The sequence below is a fragment of the Streptomyces sp. 17_S59 genome (assembly GCF_056930295.1).
This window is the reverse complement of the sequence record NZ_JBXOWD010000001.1, coordinates 6,955,702-6,975,732: the sequence shown is the minus strand read 5'-3', so window position 1 is coordinate 6,975,732 and position 20,031 is coordinate 6,955,702. Positions and strand designations below refer to the sequence as shown.

At 73.9% G+C, this 20,031-nt stretch carries 10 protein-coding genes; 2 read left to right on the top strand and 8 right to left on the bottom strand.

Translation table 11 applies throughout. The features are described from left to right. Positions 1-62 precede the first annotated feature (62 nt). From AC1Z4A_RS31500 to AC1Z4A_RS31485, 4 genes are all read right to left on the bottom strand, one after another. The gene (locus tag AC1Z4A_RS31500) at positions 63-953 is read right to left on the bottom strand and encodes a DODA-type extradiol aromatic ring-opening family dioxygenase (protein ID WP_483683291.1); all 891 of its coding nucleotides are present in this window, start codon (positions 951-953) and stop codon (positions 63-65) included. 26 nt (positions 954-979) lie between these two features. Further along, a complete protein-coding gene (locus AC1Z4A_RS31495) occupies positions 980-1,951 on the bottom strand; it encodes a quinone oxidoreductase family protein (protein ID WP_483683290.1) in 972 nt (323 codons plus the stop codon). Continuing rightward, positions 1,951-3,858: an asparagine synthase (glutamine-hydrolyzing) gene (gene asnB / locus AC1Z4A_RS31490; protein ID WP_483683289.1), complete on the bottom strand. Its 1,908-nt coding sequence runs from the start codon at positions 3,856-3,858 to the stop codon at positions 1,951-1,953. The genes AC1Z4A_RS31495 and asnB overlap by 1 nt, the downstream gene beginning before the upstream one ends. Before the next feature lie 109 nt (positions 3,859-3,967). Next, the gene (locus tag AC1Z4A_RS31485) at positions 3,968-5,530 is read right to left on the bottom strand and encodes a phytoene desaturase family protein (protein WP_483683288.1); all 1,563 of its coding nucleotides are present in this window, start codon (positions 5,528-5,530) and stop codon (positions 3,968-3,970) included. A gap of 274 nt (positions 5,531-5,804) precedes the next feature. Between AC1Z4A_RS31485 and AC1Z4A_RS31480 the strand changes: the two genes are divergently transcribed. After that, a complete protein-coding gene (locus AC1Z4A_RS31480; RefSeq protein ID WP_483683287.1) occupies positions 5,805-6,500 on the top strand; it encodes a hypothetical protein in 696 nt (231 codons plus the stop codon). A gap of 57 nt (positions 6,501-6,557) precedes the next feature. Here the strand turns inward: AC1Z4A_RS31480 and AC1Z4A_RS31475 are convergent, their stop codons facing one another. Further along, entirely contained in the window at positions 6,558-6,908 is a 351-nt protein-coding gene (locus AC1Z4A_RS31475) for an MmcQ/YjbR family DNA-binding protein (RefSeq protein ID WP_483683286.1), read from the bottom strand. Positions 6,909-6,973: 65 nt separating this feature from the next. On the opposite strand from AC1Z4A_RS31475, the gene AC1Z4A_RS31470 reads away from it, so the two are divergent. Further along, on the top strand, positions 6,974-7,855 hold the full coding sequence (locus AC1Z4A_RS31470; protein WP_483683285.1) for an ATP-grasp domain-containing protein: 882 nt from the start codon (positions 6,974-6,976) through the stop codon (positions 7,853-7,855). Positions 7,856-7,891: 36 nt separating this feature from the next. On the opposite strand, the gene AC1Z4A_RS31465 is transcribed toward AC1Z4A_RS31470, so the two are convergent. From AC1Z4A_RS31465 to AC1Z4A_RS31455, 3 genes are read right to left on the bottom strand one after another with little or no spacing between them, the layout of a single operon-like run. Beyond that, positions 7,892-8,779 carry an SDR family oxidoreductase gene (locus tag AC1Z4A_RS31465; protein WP_483683284.1) on the bottom strand — a complete coding sequence of 296 codons (888 nt, stop codon included), beginning with the start codon at positions 8,777-8,779 and terminating at the stop codon, positions 7,892-7,894. A 46-nt stretch (positions 8,780-8,825) separates the two neighbouring features. Beyond that, positions 8,826-11,360, bottom strand: coding sequence for an FAD-dependent monooxygenase (locus tag AC1Z4A_RS31460; protein ID WP_483683283.1), 2,535 nt, complete (start codon positions 11,358-11,360; stop codon positions 8,826-8,828). A 4-nt stretch (positions 11,361-11,364) separates the two neighbouring features. Beyond that, a complete protein-coding gene (locus AC1Z4A_RS31455) occupies positions 11,365-18,549 on the bottom strand; it encodes an amino acid adenylation domain-containing protein (RefSeq protein WP_483683282.1) in 7,185 nt (2,394 codons plus the stop codon). Between the last annotated feature and the right edge of the window lie 1,482 nt (positions 18,550-20,031).

Below are 20,031 nucleotides of genomic sequence, written 5' to 3'. Positions count from 1 at the left end.
GCGGCCCCGGCCGGCGGGGCCCGCCCCGGTGCACGACAGGGCGGGACCCGCAGACGGGCGCGTCAGCCGGCGGGCTCGCGCAGCCAGCCGGTTCCGGGCCGGTCGAACCAGACGTGGGCCTGGCCGGTGCCTATCCCGTTCTCGTACCGGCCGAAGCGGCGGCCCGGCGCACCGCACTCCTCGCGGCCCACCGCGCCGGCCAGCATGAGGTAGTGGCCGAAGCGGGCCTCGGGGGCGAAGCGGAGGTACTCCGGCATGGCCTCGATCACGCGGTCGTGGCGGCCCTCCTCCAGCCAGGCGAGCCGCTGTTCGTCGGCCGCCCGGGCCTCGGGGGTGACGATGTGGGCGGGGTCGCCCGCCAAGCGGTTGCGCAGTTCGGCCAGGGGCCAGAAGCGGTGGGACAGGCCGCCCGAGGCGAGCAGCAGCACCTTGCGGTCGAGCCCGGCGACGGCCTCCGCGATCGCCTCGCCGACGGCCAGGAAGTCCTCCGTGGTCGCCGTCTGGCAGACCGAGACGGAGAGCCACGGCGTGCCGGAGCGGCCCAGGTAGGTCCACAGGTTGAGGGTCGCATAGTGGATGGGCAGGTGCGGGTCGTCGTTCGCCGAGATCCACAGCGAGCGCTGCTGCCCCGACTCGGCGATCGCGCGGGCGAGTTCCGGGTCCCCGGGCAGGTCGTAGGGCAGCCGGTTGATCTCGCCGGGCATCTCGTCCGAGGTGAACAGGCCCGACCGCCGGTCGTGGGCGGTGACGACGACCTCGGTCGTCGTGGCCCAGTGGCTGTCGAACACCACGACGGCGTCATGGTCCGTCGTGTCGATCACCTCGTGGCGGAGCCTGGTCAGCCCGGTCGCGAGGGTGAAGTCGCGGCCGCCGTTGGCCTCGATCCGCATCGGCTCGGGGAACATGATGACGGGTGCGTGGGAGAGCAGTCCCGCACCGGCGATGTCACCCATGGGTGACCTCCTTCGCGGTCGAGGGCCTACGGGACGAGCAGGAGCTTTCCGGTGGTGCGCCGGGCGGCGAGGTCCGCGTGAGCGCGGTGCGCCTCGGCGAGGGGGTAGGTCCCGCCGATGGCGAGCCGCAGCGTGCCGTCGGCGAGGGCGGCGAAGACCTCGCCGGCCCGCCACTCGAACTCCTCGACGGTGGCGCGGAAGTGCTCGAGGTAGGGGCGGGTCAGGGTCAGGGATCCGCCCCAGGCCAGCCGCATCACGTCGACCGGCGGCACCGGGCCGCTGGCCCCGCCGAAGACGACGAGCGTGCCACGGGTGCGGAGGCTGTCGAGGCTGGCGTCGAAGGTGGCGGCGCCGACGCCGTCGTAGACCGCGTGGACCCCCTCGCCGCCGGTGAGCCGGCGCACCTCGGCGGCCAGGTCCTCGGTCTCGGTGTAGCGGATGACCTCGTCGACGCCGTTGTCCCGGGCCAGCTTCGCCTTGTCCTCGGTGGACACCGTGCCGATGACGCGGACGCCGCGCGCCTTGAGGAACTGGGTGAGCAGGAGCCCCACCCCGCCGGCCGCCGCGTGGAGCAGGACGGTGTCGCCCTCGCGCGCCCGGTAGGAGTCGTTGACCAGGTAGTGGGCCGTCATGCCCTGGACGAGCACGCCGCCCGCGGTGCGCAGGTCGATGGCGTCCGGCACGAGGATGGCCTTGTCCTCGGGCACGGCCACCCGGCTGGCGTAGCTGCCCATGACGGTGGTCCAGGCGACGCGGTCGCCGGGCTTGAACCGGCTGACGCCGGGGCCGGTGGACAGGACGACTCCGGAGCCCTCCTCGCCCGGTACGCACGGCACGGGCAGCGGGTAGCGGCCCTCGCGGCGGTACAGGTCGATGAAGTTCACTCCGGCGGCGGCGAGTTCGACGAGGATCTGCCCCTCGCCCGGCTCGGGGTCGGGCAGTTCGACGTACTGCTGGACCTCGGGTCCGCCGGTCTCCCGGATCTCGATGGCGTGCATCAGTTGGCTCCCTTCGGGCCGGCCGGCTGTGCGGCGCCGACCGGGGTGTTGTCGAGTCCGACCTGGTAGGTGCGCAGCCAGTCGTCGAGCCGGACGGTGGATTCCACCAGGATCCGCTCGAACTCGGAGAGGCTGCCGGTGCTGGTCTTGCCGGTGAGCCGCCGTACCGCCTCGGCGTCGAGGTAGGGGCTCAGTGCCGCGGCGCCGTCGCCCGCCGCGGCGGTGAGGCCGGTGATGAGGGCGCGGTCGTAGGCGGGGTCCTGGATCGAGGGGTAGGCGGCCTTCTTGCGGCGCAGCACCGACTCGGGAAGCAGGTCGGCGGCGGCCTCGCGGAGCAGCGCCTTCTCCTGGCCGCTGAAGGTCTTCATCTCCCAGGGGATGTTGAACACGTACTCGACCAGGCGGTGGTCGCAGAACGGGACCCGGCCCTCCAGGCCGCTGGCCATGCCCATCCGGTCCTTCTTGTCGAGGAGGATGGGCAGCCACCGGGTGAGGGTGAGGTAGCCCAGCTCGCGGGTGCGCCGGTCCTCTGCACTTTCGACGTCCCCACCGTCGAGAAGGGGCACCTCGGCCAGCGCGGTGCGGTAGAGGTCGGCCTCGTACTCGGCGAGGTCGATGCCGTCGACGAACCAGGAGTGGAACAGCGAGCGGGGGTCGAGGCCGCGGTGGGCGCCCAGCTTGAGCCAGGGGAAGGTCTCGGCCTGCCGGGCGACGGGGTCGGAGAACCAGAGGTAGCCGCCGAAGACCTCGTCGGCGCCCTCGCCGGACAGCGCCACGGTGGCGTGCTCGCGGACGGCGGCGAACAGCAGGTAGAGGGAGACGTCCAGGTCGGCGAAGTTGAAGGGCAGGTCCCAGGCGCGCATGACGGTCCGGCGCACGGCCGGGTCGAGGAGCCGGCCGCGGTCGAGGGTGATCATGTGGTGGTCGCTGCCGACGTGCCGGGCGACTTCCAGGGCGTACGGCCCGTCCGGGGTGGGCCGGATGGCGTCGGCGCGGAAGTTCTCGGTGTGGCCGGTGAAGTCGACGGCGAAGGTGGAGAGGCTGCCTCCCTCCGCGGCGCGGTGGCGGGCCGCGAGGGCGGTCACGGTGCTGGAGTCGAGGCCTCCGGAGAGCAGCGAGACGAGCGGCACGTCCGCGATCATCTGGCGCGGGACGATGTCCTCGAGCAGCTCGCGGATGGTGGCGACGGTGGTCGGCAGGTCGTCGGTGTGCGGGCGGGACTCCAGTGCCCAGTAGCGCTCCTCGCTGATGCCGCCGCGGCGGACGCGCAGCGTGTGGCCGGGCTTCAGCTCGTGCATGCCGCGGAAGGGCACGCGTCCGGGGGTGCGCAGGAACAGCAGGGCGTCGCAGAGTTCCTCCGCGGAGGCGCTCGCGCGGGCCAGGGGGTTGGCGAGGATGGCCTTGGGCTCGGAGCCGAAGAGGACGCCGTCGGGGGTGGGGTAGTAGAAGAGCGGCTTGACGCCCAGCCGGTCGCGCACCAGCAGGAGTTCGTCCTTGGCGGTGTCCCAGATGGCGATGGAGTACATGCCGTTGAGGCGCCGGGCGAAGTCGGGGCCCCACTCCAGGTAGGCGCGCAGGGCGACCTCGGTGTCGGAGCGGGTCTCGAACCGGTGTCCGAGCAGGGTGAGTTCGGAGCGCAGTTCGCGGAAGTTGTAGATCTCGCCGCCGTAGGAGATCACCGCGCGGGGCAGGTCCCCGGGGCCGCGCTCGGGGGTGCGCATCGGCTGGGCGCCGTGTTCGAGGTCGATGATGGCCAGGCGCCGGTGGCCCAGGGCGGCATGGGTGTCGAGCCAGGTGCCGCCGGCGTCGGGGCCTCTGGCCACCAGGGTCTCGGTCATGGCGGCGACGACCGCGGATTCGGCCCTGAGGTCACGGGTGAAGTCGACCCAGCCGGTTATGCCACACATAGCTGAAGCTCTCTCTGTTCGCGCTGCCGGCCGCCGAGTTCGGGCCGATCTTCTTCCGGCCCAGCTTAAACAGCTTGATCCAGAGTTAAACAGCTTGATCCGGTCGAGGTCAGGATCCCGGGCCGGTCAGCTCCTTGGCGACGATGTAGCCGGAGGCGCCGTTGACGCCGTGTCCCGGCCAGGTCGCCGCGCCGACCATGTACAGGCCGGGCACGACGGTGCGGTGCGACGGCTGGCCGGGCAGCGGGCGGAGCAGGTAGCTCTGGCCCAGCTCGTGGCTGCCGCCGTACGGGTCGCCGGGCCCGCAGTTCGGGTTGAACCGGGCCAGGTCGTCGGGGCCGATCACATGCCGGCCGAGGATCGAGCCCGGCAGGTTCGGCGCGTGCCGGCCGACGAGGTCGATCACCCGGTCCGCGAAGGCGTTCTTCACCTCTTCGGTCCAGCCGTCGCCGGTCCCGATCCGCCCGGCCGCGTCGCCCCGGAGCCGCAGCGGCACATCGAGCAGTTGCAGCCTGGCCACGGCCGCGCCCGGCGGGCAGCGCGAGGGGTCCACGGCGGAGGGGGTGTCGAAGGAGACGGTCGGTTCGGCCGGGAGCAGCCCGCGCGTCGCCTCGTTGACCGAGCGGGACAGCGCGTCGAGCCCGCCGGTGAGGTGGGTCTGGCCGGTGCGGGCCAGGCGTTCGTCGGCGAAGCGCGGCGGCTCGGAGAGCGCCAGGTGGATCTGCACGCAGCCGCGCCCGTAGCGGTAGCCGCTCGCCTGCCGCTTGATCGTGGCCGGGATCGCACCGTTCTCGTGCGCGAGGAGGTGCAGGTACAGCTGGTCGGGGTTGACCGAGGCGACGACGGCCCGTTCGGCGTGCACCACCTCGCCGTCGGCCGTGCGTATCCCGGCGGCCCGGCCGTCCCTCAGCAGGATGCGGTCCACCCGGCGCCCGGTCTCGACCCGGCCGCCGTGCTGTTCGATCAGGGCCGCCAGCGCGCGGGCGAGCTGCCCGCTGCCGCCCTCGGGGGTGGGCATGCCGGCCGAGGTCACGGCGAGCAGCACCAGGACGGTCCAGAAGGCGCTGTTCACCTCGTCGGGCCCGCGGCCGAGGTGCAGCGCCCAGGGGGCCAGCAGCCCGTGCATCCCCGGCGCCGCGAAGGTGTGTTCCAGCAGGTCCCTGGCGGTGTGCAGGAATTGCTGTGCGAACACCGAGTAGTGGCCGTCCTCGTGCATGAGGCCGTGGATGGTCCTCGCGGCCGCGGGGCTGCTCAGCTCCGCGGCGAGCAGCCCGAACACCGGTCCGGCGTAGGGCTGGAAGTCCGCGAGGAGCGCGGTGAGGGCCGCGCCGTCGCCGGGTGCGAGGCGCTCGGCCTCGGCCGCGTTCTCCTCGGCGTCCGTCGACAGCACCGCCGTGCGGGAGCCGGGCATCGAGACGCCGATGGCGTAGCGCGGGTTCCGGTACGTCAGGCCGAGCGCGGCCAGCTCCGGGCCCAGCTCGGCGTAGGCGGGACCGGAGGTGAACAGCGGGTGCGCCGAGGAGTAGGTGTCGTGCCGGAAGCCGGGCACGGTGAGTTCCTCGGTGCGTACAAGCCCGCCCGGCCGGTCGTTCCGCTCCAGGACGACGACGCCCCAGCCCGCGCGGGCCAGATACGCCGCTGTGACGAGTGCGTTGTGGCCACTGCCGATCACAACCGCGTCATATCGCCGCATAGTGGATTCTGGCACGGGGCGGCCGCCGCGGTGAAGGGGTCGATTGGCGGAGGTGCCCCGCCGGGCCCGTCTACGCGCCGGGACGTGTCCTCCTCCGCCGCACGTCAAGGAAGTTGGCACGAAGGTGCCACTGCCGACCGCACTCGCTCGCCGGACGCCACCACTTTCCTGCCAAGATCAATTGCAGGCGTTTGGTTCCGGATATGCGCCGTTACGCTCTGCTTCTACGGAACGTGCTAGAAGGGCAAGTGCATTGAAGAAGCGATTCGCAACCATCGTGGTGGCCACGGCCGGCGCGCTCTCCCTGGTGAGCGGCACCGCCAGTGCCGAGACGGCTCCCACGCAGCCGCCGACCGCCAAGTCCTGCGACGGCGTCAAGCTGACCGGATCGCTGCCCGCGCCGCCGGCCGGCATGGCCGTGAAGCAGGACGTCACGATCGGTGAGGACTGCAAGCCGGTGCTCGGCCCGGTGCAGTACGTGCCCGCTTCCGGCCAGACCGCCAAGAGCGCCCAGGCCGCGCCCCGCAGCCTCGCGGCCGTCGCGCCGGGCACCACCCGTCAGTTCCGCAGCTGGAACGAGATGTTCGACTGCTGCAAGATCCGGATGACCGGTCTGTACACGAACTCCACCTGGACCTCGGACAACGGCCGCATCACCACCGCCGCCACCGAGGCCCGCCAGGAGTGGAACCGTGAGCCGTGGGACGCCGGCTGGTCGCTGAAGTCGTCGAACAAGACGGACGACTGCACCACCGACTGCACGGTCGTCAACACCAAGGCGGACGCGGACTTCACCTACAAGGGCATCTTCGACCCGATCGGCAAGTGGTACGCGAACACCCACCACTCGTCCGTGAAGCTCAACCCCGACTCGACCGCGACCTGCGAGTTCGACGTGGAGCTGCGTCACACGTTCATCGGCTGGAACTGGCAGCGCGGCTGCGAGTGACCTCCGGGTGACCTTCCCGGGCAGCGGCCGGCCACCGGGGCCGGCCGCTGCCCGCGTTCATGCGGACGCCTCGGGCGGCAGGGCGTCCACGAGGTGCTCGGGCGCGGCCTGCCGCCAGGAGTCCACCAGGATGTCGCGCAACTCGGCCAGGTCCTCCAGCGCGGCGAGCCGCACCCGCACCCACGCGGACCCCGCCTCGTGCGGCGGCACCCAGAACTTCGCCGGCTCGGCCGCGATCAGCTCGTCCCGCTCGTGCTTGGGACACCGCACGGCGAAGGAGGTCTCGTCGTCGGGGATCGTGATGTACATCTTCCCGGCGACGCGGAAGGTGGGCATGCTCCACGCTTCCTTCTCCACGGTCTCCGGGAGCGACAGCGCGATACGGCGGACGTCATCGGCAGTGATCATGAGCCCACCCTAGCCAGGGGCGCCCGGCCCGGCCCTGCCCGGCCTTGCCGCATAGGGTGCCGGACATGACAGCACTGATCATCTTCTGCAGCGACCCGCTGCGCCCCCGCAGGGCGGATCCGCACTTCGCGGCGGAAGTGCGCACGGCCCGGGAGCTGGACCTGCCCGTGGCGCTGCTGGACCACGACGCCCTGCTCGCCGGGGACCTGGCGGGCGCCGTCGCCGGGGTGCCCCGCGAGGCCGGGACGGCCTGGTACCGGGGCTGGATGGTGCCCACGGAACGCTGGGCGGAGCTTGCCGCTGCGCTCGCCGCCCGCGGCGTGACCTTGCTGACGTCCGCCGACGCCTACCGGCGTGCGCACGAACTGCCCGGCTGGTACGAGACGTTCGCCGCCCTCACGCCGCGCAGCGCCTGGCTGGCCGCCGAGCCGGGCCGGGCACCGGGCGGCGCCGAGCTGGCGGGTTCGGCGGCCGGGCTCGGTCCCGGGCCGGGCATCGTGAAGGACTTCGTCAAGTCGCGCAAGCACGAGTGGCACGAGGCCTGTTACGTGCCCGACCTCGCCGACACCGCCCGGCTGACGGCGGTGGTGGCCCGCTTCGTGGAACTCCAGGACGGCTTCCTCGCCGGTGGCGTCGTGATACGCGCCTTCGAGCGCTTCGCCGAGGCCGGCGAGGCCCGGGTGTGGTGGGTGGACGGCACCCCCGTCCTGGTCACGCCCCACCCCGACAGCCCGGAGCGGGCGCCGGAAGTGCCGGAGCCGGCGCTGGAGGGCGTTGCCGCGCGGGTCGGGGCGCTCGGCTGCCGGTTCGTCACGACCGACCTCGCCCTCCGCGAGGACGGCGAGTGGCGGGTGGTCGAGGTCGGGGACGGGCAGGTCAGCGACCTGCCCCGGGGCGTCGATCCGGCCCCGCTGCTGCGGGCCCTCGGTGCGGCGGCCCGGGGCTAGGGGGTGTGCCCACCCACCGGACACCCCCTGGAGGCGTCAGCCCGCCTTGGTGAGCATCTCGAGGCAGCGGTCGAGTGCGGCGTCCGGCAGCAGCCGGGAGAGCAGGGCCGCCGACTGGGCGTCGGGGCCGATGCGGTAGCGGGTGCGGGGGCGGGCGGAGGTGAGGGCCCGGAAGACGGCGCGGGCGAAGTCCTCCGGCTGCGTCCGGCTCGCCTGCGCCCGCTCCTCGTTCATCTTCAGGAACCTCTCGAAGCCGGCCCGGTACAGCTCGGCGACCTCGCCGGGCGCCCTGCCGAGGATCTCCTCGCCGGTCTCCCGCACCTTCCCCCAGATCGGCGTCGCGATCGCGCCCGGCTCCACGACGGAGACCGAGACCCCGAAGGGCCGCAGCTCGCGCCGGAACGCATCACTCATGCCCTCCTTCGCGAACTGCCCGGTCGCGTACGCGCCGAGGTAGGGGGCGGCGAGCCGGCCCAGGCCCGAGGAGACGTTGACGACGCGGCCGCGCGTGCGCCGCAGCTGCGGCAGGAAGGCCTGGGTGGTGGCGACCGCCCCGACCACATTGGTGTTCAGCTGCTGCCGCAGCTCCTCGGGCGTCACGCACTCCAGGGGTGCGGACACACAGGTGCCGGCGTTGTTCACGACCGCCCACACGCCCGGCCCGCCCACCGCCTCGGCGGTCTCGGCCGCAGCGGCCCGGATCGACTCCTCGTCGGTCACGTCGAGGAGCACCGGGTGCAGCCGCGCCGAGGACGCCTCGGCGCGCAGCCGCTCCCCGTCCTCCGCCCTGCGCACGCCCGCGAAGACGCGGAAGCCGCGCCGTTCCAGGTGGAGTGCGCACTCCCTGCCGAGGCCGGAGGAGGCGCCGGTGATGACGACGGCCCGGCCGGCCGGGGGCAGGGGCTTGGGCTGACGGATGGACAAAACCTTCTCCTTCTGTGGTTGGTGGTGGTGATCGGTGCCGTGCCGGTCAGGCGGGGACGGCGGCCAGCACGGTGCGGACGGACCCGTCGGCGATGCGCTCGGCCCGTTCCCTCGGGACCATGCCGTCGACGTGGCTGAAGTTCCACGACAGCCGCCCGTGACTGGTGAGTGCGGTCGCCACGACGGCGCCCGTCACCGAGATGCTCCCGATGATCTGCGTGTCCGTAAGACGCCAGGGGCCCACGTGGTCGGGGAAGTCGTAGCGGCCGAGGTTGGACAGGCACAGGTTGATCGGGCCTTGTTCGTCCATGTAGCGCATGAACGATTCGCTGTCGGCGGACGACTTCGGCCCGGCCTGCTCCAGCAGGTTGATCAGGGAGAGGTGTTCCTCCCGCTTGCGGCGGTCCGCGAGGTCCCGGCTGATGGCGCGGGCCATGGGCCACAGCGGCGCTCCGGGCTCGTAGCGGACGCGGGTGGGGAGGGTGGCGGCGTAGGTGCCGGCCTCGTCGCGGGAGACGGCGGGCTCGAGTTCGGCCCGGAAGTCGAGCGGGGAGCCGATCGAGAAGTAGGCGAGTCCGGGCGTCCCCGCCTCCTCGGCGACGGCGGTCACCATGGCGGCGGCCAGGGCTCCGTGCACCGTGGTGTCCTGCTGCTTGCAGGCGCGCAGCAGCAGGTCCAGCTGCTCGGCGGTGAGGGAGCGGTGCACCACCCGGGTGCGCCGCCGGTCGAAGGGGACCGGGCTGCTGGGGAGGACGCGCCGCGGCCGCAGCCGCTGCGCCTCCTCCTCGTCACGCCGCATCAGGGCGGCGAGCCCGGCGGCTCCCGCCGCTCCCCGGTGGCGGTCCGGGAGCAGGTCCTCCGCGGCCGGCAGCGCCCGGTGCGACGTCCGGTCCGGCTCCTCGCCGGCGCTCAGCCGGGCGGCGATGCGGGTCCATTCCCGGAGCAGGGCCAGGCCCGACATGCCGTCGGCTATGCAGTGCGCGGCCGTCAGGAGCAGGTCGTGCGTGTCCTCCTCGTGCTCGCCGCCCGCGGGGCTCGTGATCACGACGGCGCGCAGCAGCGGTCCGGTGCGCCAGTCGACGGGGTCGACGAGTTCGCGCTCGTCGACCTCGCGCTCCCACCGCGTGCCCGCCTCGGGGTCGCCGGGCGGCAGCTCCACATGGCGCAGCGGAATGGGCTGCCCGCCCACCGGCCGGAACGCCGGGGCCGCTCCCCCGTCGTCCCCGGTGATCGCGACGCGCAGCAGCGGGTGCCGGGCCTGGAGGACGTCAAGTGCGCGGCGCAGCAAGGGCAGCGGCAGGGGTCCGTGGACGCGGGTGCGGACGATGCCGACGAGCGGCGAGGTCCGGTCGGCGGTCCAGTACCAGCGCTCCAGGGGGCTCAGCTCCCGGCGGACGCGGGGCTCGGGTGCGGGGACGCCGGGGAAGGTGAGGGCCTCCTCGTTCTGGCGGGCGAGTTCCTCGCGGGGGGTCAGCCGGAAGAAGTCGTCACGGGCCCGCATGTGCTCGGGGGTGGCGGCCTGCTCGAGGTCGCTCATGGCGCGGGACGCGGCGACCATGGCGCGGGTGCGGTCGCGGCGGCGGTCCTCGTAGGTGCGCAGGGCGAGCGGCAGGTCGTCCCCGGCCCCGGGCTCGGCGAGGGTGTGGGCGAGGACGACGGCGTCCTCGATCGCCATGGCCGAGCCCTGGCCGAGGGTGGTCAGCATGGGGTGGGCGGCGTCGCCGAGGAGCGTGACGCGGCCGGCTCCCCAGCGCTCCAGGAAGGCGCGGTCGCGGGAGGGCACGGCGAGGATGTCCTCCTGCGGCGTGGCCTCGATCACCGCCCGCACCTCGTCGGCCCAGCCCTCGTACGCCGCGGTGATCTCGTCCTTGGTGCCGTCCCAGGCGTGGGAGCGGGCGGCGGGCATGTTCTGGGTGCCCCACCAGTAGTAACGGCCGTGGCCGATGTCGATGAGGCCGAAGCGCTGCCCGCTGCCCCAGTAGTGGCGCACGGTGCCCGGCGTGAGGACCGGGTGGTCGAAGGGGACGATGCCGAGCCAGCAGACGTAGCCGCTGTCCGCGGAGTCCTCGGGTCCGACGAGGTGGCGGCGCACGGCGGAGCCGAAGCCGTCGGCGCCGACGAGGAAGTCGCCGCGCGCGGTGCGCCCGTCCTCGAAGCGGACGGTGACGCCCGTGTCGTCGGCGTCGAACCCGGTGGCGGTGGCGCCCAGGTGGACGGGGCAGTCCCCGGCCGCGGCGAGCAGGGCCTCCTGGAGGTCGGAGCGGCTGAGGCAGACGCTGGGGGCGCCCACCTTGTCGCAGACCTCCTTGAAGGGCAGGTCCCTGATCTCGTCGCCCCGGTGGTCCATGACCGTGAACGACTCCACGGTCCGGCCGCGCCGCTCCAGGCCGAGGTCGATGCCGAGGGTGGCGAGCGCATTGACGGCGTTGCTCATGACGGACAGGCCGGATCCTGCCGCGCGCAACTCGGCGGCGCGCTCGTACACCTCGACGTCGATGCCGGCCTTTCTCAGGGCGATGGCACAGGTCAGACCGCCGATGCCGGCGCCGACGACGATGGCCTTGCGGGGGTGGCGTTCCATGGTGTCAGTTCTCCTTGGGGGTGCCGGCCGGGCCGGTGCCGATGAGGTCCGCGACGGTCCGGGCCACGTGTGCCACGTGCGGTTCTTCCATGATCGTGAGGTGGTCGCCGGGCACGGCCACGATGCGGAGCCGGCCCCTGGTCATGTCCCGCCAGCCGTTGGCCGGGTCCTGGTGGCGGCTGCCGGCGGCGCCGTGCATCGCGGCGAGGACGTCCGGGAGCGGCTGGCCGGCGCGGATCAGGGTGAGGTCCTGGTCCTCGGGTGCGGGCCGGTAGGCCAGTGCCGCCTGCCAGTTGGCGCGGTAGACGCCGAAGAGGCGGCGGATGACGGCGCCCGAGCTGTCCGCTGGCAGGACGCCCGCCTCGCTCGCCATGCGGGCGATGAAGTCGAACTTCTCCTCCAGCGTGCCGAGTTCGCCGGGGATGGCCTCCATCGGGGAGTCGCCGCCGCGCTCGAGCCAGAGCAGTTCCCAGAAGAACCAGCCCAGCAGGGCATCGTCGGTGTGGCGGGTGCGCTCCCCCGGGCTCAGCGCGGTGGTGTCGAGCAGCACCAGCTGGTCCACTTCCTCGCCCGCAGCCCGCAATTGGCGGGCGATCTCGAAGGCGACGAAGCCTCCGAAGGACCATCCGCCGACGGCGTACGGGCCGTGCGGCTGCACCTTGCGCAGCGCGGCCACGTAGCAGGCGGCGATCTCCTCGACGCTGCCCAGGGGCGTGGTGCCCGGGTCCGCACCGGCCGCCTGGAGCGCGTAGAGAGGCTGGTCGTCGGGGAGGTGCCGGGCGAAGCGGACGTAGCACAGCACGTTGCCGCCCATGGGGTGGACCATGAACAGCGGCCTGCGGGTCCCCTGCGGACGGATGGGCACCACGGGGTCGTACGCGGCGACCGCATTGCCCTCGCGCAGCCGTGCGGCGAGACCGGCCACGGTGGGGGCCGCGATGAATCCCGACAGCGGGATGTCGACCCCGTAGCGCTGCTCGATCTGGACGACGAGCCGCATCGCGGTGAGCGAGGTGCCGCCGAGGTCGAAGAGGCTGTCGTGCACACCGACGGCGGGCAGGTGCAGCAGGTCCGCCAGCATCCGGGCGAGCGCGCGTTCGTGGGCGTCGCGCGGCGCGGTGCCGGTGGCCCGAGCAGTGGCGGTGAGCGGGGCCTCGCGCAGGGCGGCGTCGTCGCGCTTGCCGCTGGGGGTCAGCGGCAGGTCCGCCAGCCATTGCAGGTGGGCGGGCACCATGTGGTCGGGCAGCGCGGCCTGGAGGTGCTCGCGGATCCCGGCCAGGTCCTCCTCGGTGCCCTCGCCGACGAGGAAGGCGGCGAGGAAGGCGTCGCCGTCCGCGCGCCGCCGGGCGACGACCGCGGCGTCGCGCAGGCCCGGGTACCGCCCGGCGAGTCCGGTGACCGCCAGCTCCACCTCGGCGAGTTCGACGCGGAAGCCGCGCACCTTGACCTGGGTGTCGGCCCGGCCCGCGTAGACGATCGCGCCGTCGGGGAGCACCAGGCCGAGGTCTCCGGTGTCGTAGAGCAGCCGGTCCCCGCCCGCGAAGGGGTGCGGGAGGAAGCGTTCCTTGGTCAGGTCGGGGCGGCCCTCGTAGCCGTGGGCCAGGCAGGCGCCGCCGAGGTGGATGGTGCCGCGGACGCCGGGGGGCACCGGGCGCAGCCGGTCGTCGAGGACGAGTGCCTCGGCGCCGTCGACGGGGCGGCCGATGGGCGGCAGGGCGGGGAAGGCGGCCGGGTCCCCGGTCATGGTGTAGGCGGTGGCGACGTGGGTCTCGGTGGGCCCGTACTGGTTCTCCAGGAGGGCGTCCGGGAGCACCGCGCACAGCCTGCGGATCTCCCGGGTGACGCGCAGCTGCTCGCCGGAGGAGACGATCACCCGCAGGGCGCGGGGGGTGATGCCCAGCGCGTCCGCGGTCTCGGCGAGTTGCTGGAGGGCGACGTAGGGCAGGAAGACGCGCTCGATGCCCTCGCTGTCGACGAGCCGCAGCAGCCGGGGCATGTCGCGCCGTTCGGCGTCGCCCACCAGGTGCAGGGTGCCGCCGGAGCACAGGGTGGAGAAGATCTCCTGGAAGGAGACGTCGAAGCTCAGCGGGGCGTACTGGAGGGTCGCGCCGCCCACGGCACCGCTGGGGATCCGGGTCTGCCAGGCCACCAGGGCGGCCAGCGAGCGGTGCGGCATCGCCACGCCCTTGGGCCGGCCGGTGGAGCCGGAGGTGAACAGGACGTAGGCGGTGCTCTCGGCGTCGATCGGGGCGGGGTCCGGCACGCCGGGGCCCGGGAGCGGCTCGGTCGCCGCTTCGGCGAGCAGCACCAGCGCGGGGTCGTCGGCGAGGTGGGCGTACGGGCCGTGGGCGACGACGCGGAAGGGCCGGGCCTGTTCCAGCATCGCGGCCAGGCGCGGCGCCGGGTAGCCGACGTCCAGCGGCAGCACCGCGCACCCGGCCCGCAGGACGCCGAGGATCACGGCGATCGTCTGCGGCGAGCGGTCCATGGCGATGCCGATCCGGGCCCCGGGCTGGGCGCCGAGCGCGCCCAGCCGCCCGGCCACCGCGGCGGCCGTCTCGGCCAGCCGGGTGTAGCTCCAGCGTTCCCCGCCCATGACGAGGGCCGTGGCGTCCGGGGTGCGGCGGGCCTGGCGGGCGAAGCTCTCGACGACGGTGGGGTGCGGGACGGCCCGGGCGGGGGCCGGGCGGCCGGCGAGGAAGGCGAAGTCGGGCTCCCCGTGCGGGTCTTCCGTCAGCCGCTGCAGGATCCGCAGGTAGTCGTGCCCGTAGAGGCCGGCCTGCTCGGTGGAGAACGTGTCGCCGTCGCAGTCGACGCGCAGCCACACGCGGCCGCCGTCCGGGTCGGTGACCGCGTTCACCAGGAGCCGGAAGTTGGTCTCCTCCCAGGTGCGGAAGGACCGCAGGCGCAGCCCGGGCACGCGCAGGACCTCGGCGAGCTGGTGGAAGTGCACGTAGTTGAAGGCGGTGTCCAGGACCGGGCCGCCGTGGTCCTCCTGGATGGCGCTCAGCGGGTAGCGGCGGTGGGCGTGGCCGTCCTGTTCCTGCCGGAATACCTCGTGTGCCACGTCGAGCCAGTCGGTGCGCGCGGTGTCGAGGCGCAGGGGCACGGTGTTGAGGAAGAGTCCTGCGGTGCGTTCCGCGTGGGCGAGTTCGGGCCGTCCGTGGGTGACGAGTCCGGTGGTCACGTCGCGGGTGCCGGCGAGCAGGGCGAGGGTGAGGCAGTGTGCCGCGAAGAGCACGGACTTCACGGGCAGGGTGTGCTCGGCGGCGAAGCGGCGCACCTGTGCGACGAGCGCGTCGGGCAGGTCGACGCGGCGTGACGCCGGCCCGCCGCCGGCCGCGGGCCGGTGCGGGCGGAACGCCTCGATCTGGAGGGGCTCGCAGCCTGCCAGCTTCTCCTTCCAGTAGCGCCGGGTCTCCTCGGACCGCAGGGCTGCCTGCTCCTGCTGTACGCAGAAGGCCGCGGAGGGCGGCGCGGTGGCCGCGACGGGGCCGATGTCCAGTCCGAGCGTGTGCGCGTAGTCCTGGAGGAGTTCCTGGAGGAGGTTGGCGACGCTGCCGCCGTCGAGCAGCGCGTGGTGGAAGCTGAGGACCAGGTCGACGGTGCCGGGGCGGACGTGGGCGCGGAAGAGGTACAGCGGCGCCCGGTCGAAGGCGTAGGGGTGGCGGCGGCGTTCCTCGACGTGGGCGCGGATCTCCGCGTCCGCCGCGGCGCCGTCGTGGGAGCGCAGGTCGGCGATGTCCAGGCCGCCGTGCACGCAGGGGTGGACGATCTGGAGGGGCTCGGAGAAGCCCGCCAGGTCGAAGGAGGAGCGCAGCGCCGGGTGGCGTGCGACCAGCCGGTCGAAGGAGCGGCGGAACGCGTCCTCGTCCCAGGGGAGTTCGAGGGTGTACTGGAAGACGTCCTTGTACATGGCGGACGTCTCGTGCCTGCGGCTGTGGTAGAGCAGGCCGAGCTGGAGCCGGGTGAGCGGGTGGGCGTCCTCGGTGCCCTCCAGGCGGGCCCGGTCGACGCCGGACACCAGGGCGAACGGGGCGAGGGCGGCCGCGCCCCGGCTCCCGGTGCGGCGCTCGACGCGGGTGGCGAGGCCCGCGACGGTCGGGTTCCGGACGAGGTCCGTGAGCGAGAAGTGCAGGCCCTGCGCCTCGGCTTCGGCGCGTACCCGGAGCATGAGGATGGAGTCGCCGCCGAGTGCGAAGTAGTCGTCGTGGACGCCGACGGTCCCGCGGTCGAGGACGCGGGCCCAGATGCCGGCGAGGGCGGCCTCCTCGGGGGTGCGCGGCGGCGTGCCCGGGGTCGGGCCGGCGGTGTCCCGGGGTGCGGGCAGGGCACGGCGGTCGGCCTTGCCGTTGGGGGTCAGCGGGATGCGGTCGATGCGCACGAAGTGGGCGGGGACCATGAACGCGGGCAGTGTCCGGGCGAGGTGCTCGCGCAGCTGTGCCGGGTCGGCAGCGGAGTCGGCGGCGTAGTAGCCGACCAGGTGGGTGCCACGGTCGGCGGTGGTGCGGTCGACGACGATGGCGTCCCGGACGCCGGGGAACGCGCCGAGGGCGGCGGCCACTTCGCCGAGTTCCACGCGGTTGCCCCGGATCTTGACCTGTCCGTCGATGCGGCCGAGGTACTCCAGGGTGCCGTCCGCGAGCCAGCGGGCGAGGTCGCCGGTGCGGTAGAGGCGGCCGCCGGGGGTGAAGGGGTCGCGGACGAACTTCTCGGCGGTCAGCTCGGGGCGGTCCAGGTAGCCCCGGGCGACGCCGACGCCGCCGATGCACAGCTCTCCAGCGGCGCCCACGGGCTGCGGCAGGTCGTCGGCGCCCAGGACGTACAGCTGGGTGTTGTCGATGGGGCGGCCGATGGGCACCCGGGTGACGCCCGGTTCGCGCGGGCAGTCGTGGAAGGAGACGTCGACGGTGGCCTCGGTGGGGCCGTAGAGGTTCACCAGCCGCGCGGGGGCGTCCGCGCCGAACACGCGGTTGAACTGCTCGACGCGGGCGGCGGGCAGGGCCTCGCCGCTGCAGAAGACGTACCGCAGGGACTGCACGTCCTCGCGTGCCCCCGGTTCCGCCTGGAGCAGGTCGAGGAACGGGCCGAGCATCGAGGGCACGAAGTGCAGAACGCTGACGTGCTGTTCGCGGACCGTCCGCAGGATCTGCCGGGGGTCCTGCTGGCCGCCGGGCGGCAGCAGGGCCACGGCCGCGCCCTCGACGGCCCACCAGAACAGCTCCCACACCGAGACGTCGAAGGAGACCGGGGTCTTCTGGAGCAGGACGTCGCCGTCGCCGAGGGGGTAGCGGCGCTGCATCCACGCGAGGCGGTTGACGACGCTGTGGTGCTCGACCATGACGCCCTTGGGGCGACCGGTGGAGCCGGAGGTATAGATGACGTACGCCAGGTCGCGGGAGGTGACGGGCGGGGCGGGCGGCGCGGGGCGGGCTGCCCGCCCGGCGTCCAGCAGGTCCTGGACGCTCCGCACCGCGGTCCCCTCGGCGAGACCGTCCGGCGGTGCCGTCCCGGCGTCCACGACGACCACCTTGGCCCGGCTGTCCTCCAGCAGGAACCGCACGCGGTCGGCGGGGTAGCCGGGGTCCACCGGCACATAGGCGCCGCCGGACTTGAGGATGCCGAGGAGCACTGCAAGGAGCCGGGGCCCGCGCTCCGTCATCACGGCGACCCGGTCGCCGGGGCCGACGCCCTCGGCGCGCAGCGCCCGCGCGGCCCGCTCGGCCTGCTCGTCGAGTTCCGCGTAGGTCAGGGTCTCGCCCGTGGCGCCGACGACGGCGGTCTGCCCGGGGCGGCGGGCGGCCTGTGCCTCGAACAGGCCGTGGAGGGTGGCCTCGTGGGCGTAGGGAACGCGGGGGCCGTGGCTGCGGACCGCGGTGAGGTCCTCGTACTCGGCCGGCTCCAGCATGGGGACGTCCGGGACGGGCCGGTCGAGCATGTCGACGCCGTGGGCGAGCAGCGTCCTGAGGTGTCCGGCGAAGGACTCGATGCGCAGGTCGTCGTCGAAGACGTCACGGGCGTAGTCCAGGTCGACCGTGATGTCGGCCGTGTCCTCGAAGGCGCTCACCACGACGCCGAGTGCGTCCTGGTCGTGCGAGGGGGCCGTCATGGCGGTCCGGCGCTCGACTCCGGGTATGCGGTCGGGGCGGGGCCAGCGCAGGTAGGAGAGGGTGACGTCGAAGAGCTGCCGGGGGCCTTCGGAGGAGGCGGGAAGCCCGCGCAGGACGTCGCCGAGCGAGAGCCGTTCGTGGCGGCGGAGGGCGCGGATCGCGCCCTGGGTTCCGGCGACCAGCTCCCGTACGGTCCGCCCACTGCCTGCCGGGATCCGCAGCGGCAGGGTGTTGGCGAACTGACCGAGGATGTCCTTGTGGTGGCCGTCCGGCCGGTTGAGGAAGGGGATGCCGAGGACGACCTCGTCGCTGCGGTGCAGGCGGTTCAGGCAGGTGCCGAACATGGCGGCGATGTAGGCGAACGGCGGGAGTCCCGCGGCGCGGATCCGGTCGACGAGGGTACCTTCGATCACGAAGGAGTGGCGGCCGCGACCCGCCGGGCTCGCCGAGCGGCCGAAGAGTGCGGGTGTCAGGCCGGAGAGGGCCTCGCGGTGGAAGGCGCGGTCCCGGTCGCCGTCGGCCCCTGCGCGGTAGGCGCTCTCCTCCTCGACGAACGCGAGGTAGGAGGACGGCCGGCGGTCGGTGTGCTCCCGGCCGCCCGCCGCTCGGGCGTAGTCCTCGAGGATCTCGGTGCTCAGCCGGTTGACGGTCCAGCCGTCGGCGACGATGTGGTGCGCCTTGATGTGCAGATGTGTGACCTGCGGTCCCTCGACGAGCAGCGTGGCCTCGACGAGGGGTCCTCCGGTGAGCGGCAGGGCGCGTCCCATCGAGCGGCGCATCCACTCGGTGCAGGCCGCCTCGGGTTCGGCCTCCCCGGAGACGTCGACCGTATGGACCTCGACGCCTTCGGGACCGGCCCACTGTAAGGGCGTGCCCGACTCCTCCGCGAAGCGTAAGCGGAACGTCTCGTGGCGGTGCAGCACCTGCTCGGTGCAGGCGGCGAGCACATCGAGGTCGACGCCGCCCGCCAGGCGCTCGTGGAGGATGCAATTGAACTGCGGTGAGTCCGGGGCCTGCGAAGCGGCGGCCCAGATGTCCTGTTGATAGGCCGTCAGCGGGCTCGGCGTCTGAACGTTCACGTGGGTCTGGTCCTGCATCTGCTCTTACTGCCTTCCGCGGTGGGCTGCACCGGCAGCCGCAGTCGCCATCATGATCAGCATGATGCCCACCGGCGCGACAACAACCTGTCAGGGCGCCGTGGCAGCAGGAAAACGGAAGACGAAAACACGCCAATGAGCGATGGCGTCTCCGGCTCCCCTTACCAGACCCGTGCACCTGCCAACTACCGTGGTCGTCCCCCGCAGCGGCCCTGGGGAGAACGCCACTTCGGGCCGCTTCCGCGGCAGTCCGGAAAATGTCCGGAATATCGACGGCACATACTGCGGCAGGAAGCGAAGCGGATCCCGGCCGGAGAACTACGGCCGGCTGACGCGCAGGACGCGCGTCAGCGGCGTCCTCCCCGGCCCGACCGCGGCCTCAGCAGCGCGGCGGCCAGCACGGCCGGGGCAGTGAGCAGCAAGGTGAGGGTGACCAGCGAGGTGCCGTGGATCCGCTGCTTGCGCACGGACTTGACGGCGTTCCGGTAGGCGTGGCGCGCAGGGGACCGCGGGTGCGCAGGGGCCTTCGGAGGTGAGGCCGAGGGCGCCCCGGGGGCCGGTGCGGGAGACGCGCCCTGAGCGTTGTGGCCGGCGGGAACGAGTGCCGCCGGGGGGCCGGCGGGCCCTGGGTTTCCGGGTGCGGGAGGCGCCGGGAGCCGCGGGGCCGGTGCCGGTGGGGCGGGAGGGGCTGGAGGCACCTGGACGGGTGGCGCGGGCGGCACCGGTGCGGGCGCGGGTGGGGCCGGGGGTGCCGGAGCGGGAGGCGCGGGGGCTGGCGCACCGGGCGCGGGTGCCCCCGGGGCAGGCGCACCCGGAGCCGGAGGCGCAGGAGCGGGCGGAGCCGGGGCCGGAGGAGCCGGAGGCGCGGGGGCCGGTGCACCGGGCGCGGGTGCCCCCGGGGCAGGCACGCCCGGTGCCGGCGGGGCCGGAGCAGGCGCGCCCGGAGCCGGAGGGGCCGGTGCCCCCGGAGCAGGCGCACCGGGAGCCGGAGGTGCGGGTGCGGGTGCACCAGGTGCAGGCGCACCGGGCGCCGGTGCTCCTGGCGCCGGTGCTCCTGGCCCTGGAGGCGCGGGCGCAGGAGGCGCCGGTGCGGGCGCGCCCGGCCCCGGTGGTGCGGGAGCCGGGGGTGCGGGTGCGGGCGGAGCCGGGGGTGCGGGAGCCGGCGGAGCCGGGGCCGGAGGCTTCGGTTTGGGGCAGTTCCCCAGCCACGCCTCGGCGTCGGCGGCAAGCACATGTGCGGAGACGTCCAGGCATCCCGTCCCGCTGTCGCGCACGTCCGCGGTCACGGGACCGCCCGGCGCGCCGACCCCGACATGCGACGGCGGGTGATCGGGCAGCAGGTGCGGCAGGCCGCTGACGACGGCGGTCGCCAACGACGTGCCGCCCAGCGCGGCGTGCGCCCCCGCGTCGTCCGCGGACGCCTCGCCCGTCAACGCCAGCACGGCGGTCGCGGCCAGCACCGCC

What these genes read in the sequence shown, in the direction of transcription:
- AC1Z4A_RS31475 (WP_483683286.1), bottom strand. Translation starts at nt 6,908, where the DNA reads ATGATCACTGCCGATGACGTCCGCCGTATCGCGCTGTCGCTCCCGGAG.
- AC1Z4A_RS31470 (WP_483683285.1), top strand. Translation starts at nt 6,974, where the DNA reads ATGACAGCACTGATCATCTTCTGCAGCGACCCGCTGCGCCCCCGCAGG.
- AC1Z4A_RS31495 (WP_483683290.1), bottom strand. Translation starts at nt 1,951, where the DNA reads ATGCACGCCATCGAGATCCGGGAGACCGGCGGACCCGAGGTCCAGCAG.
- AC1Z4A_RS31500 (WP_483683291.1), bottom strand. Translation starts at nt 953, where the DNA reads ATGGGTGACATCGCCGGTGCGGGACTGCTCTCCCACGCACCCGTCATC.
- AC1Z4A_RS31460 (WP_483683283.1), bottom strand. Translation starts at nt 11,360, where the DNA reads ATGGAACGCCACCCCCGCAAGGCCATCGTCGTCGGCGCCGGCATCGGC.
- asnB (WP_483683289.1), bottom strand. Translation starts at nt 3,858, where the DNA reads ATGTGTGGCATAACCGGCTGGGTCGACTTCACCCGTGACCTCAGGGCC.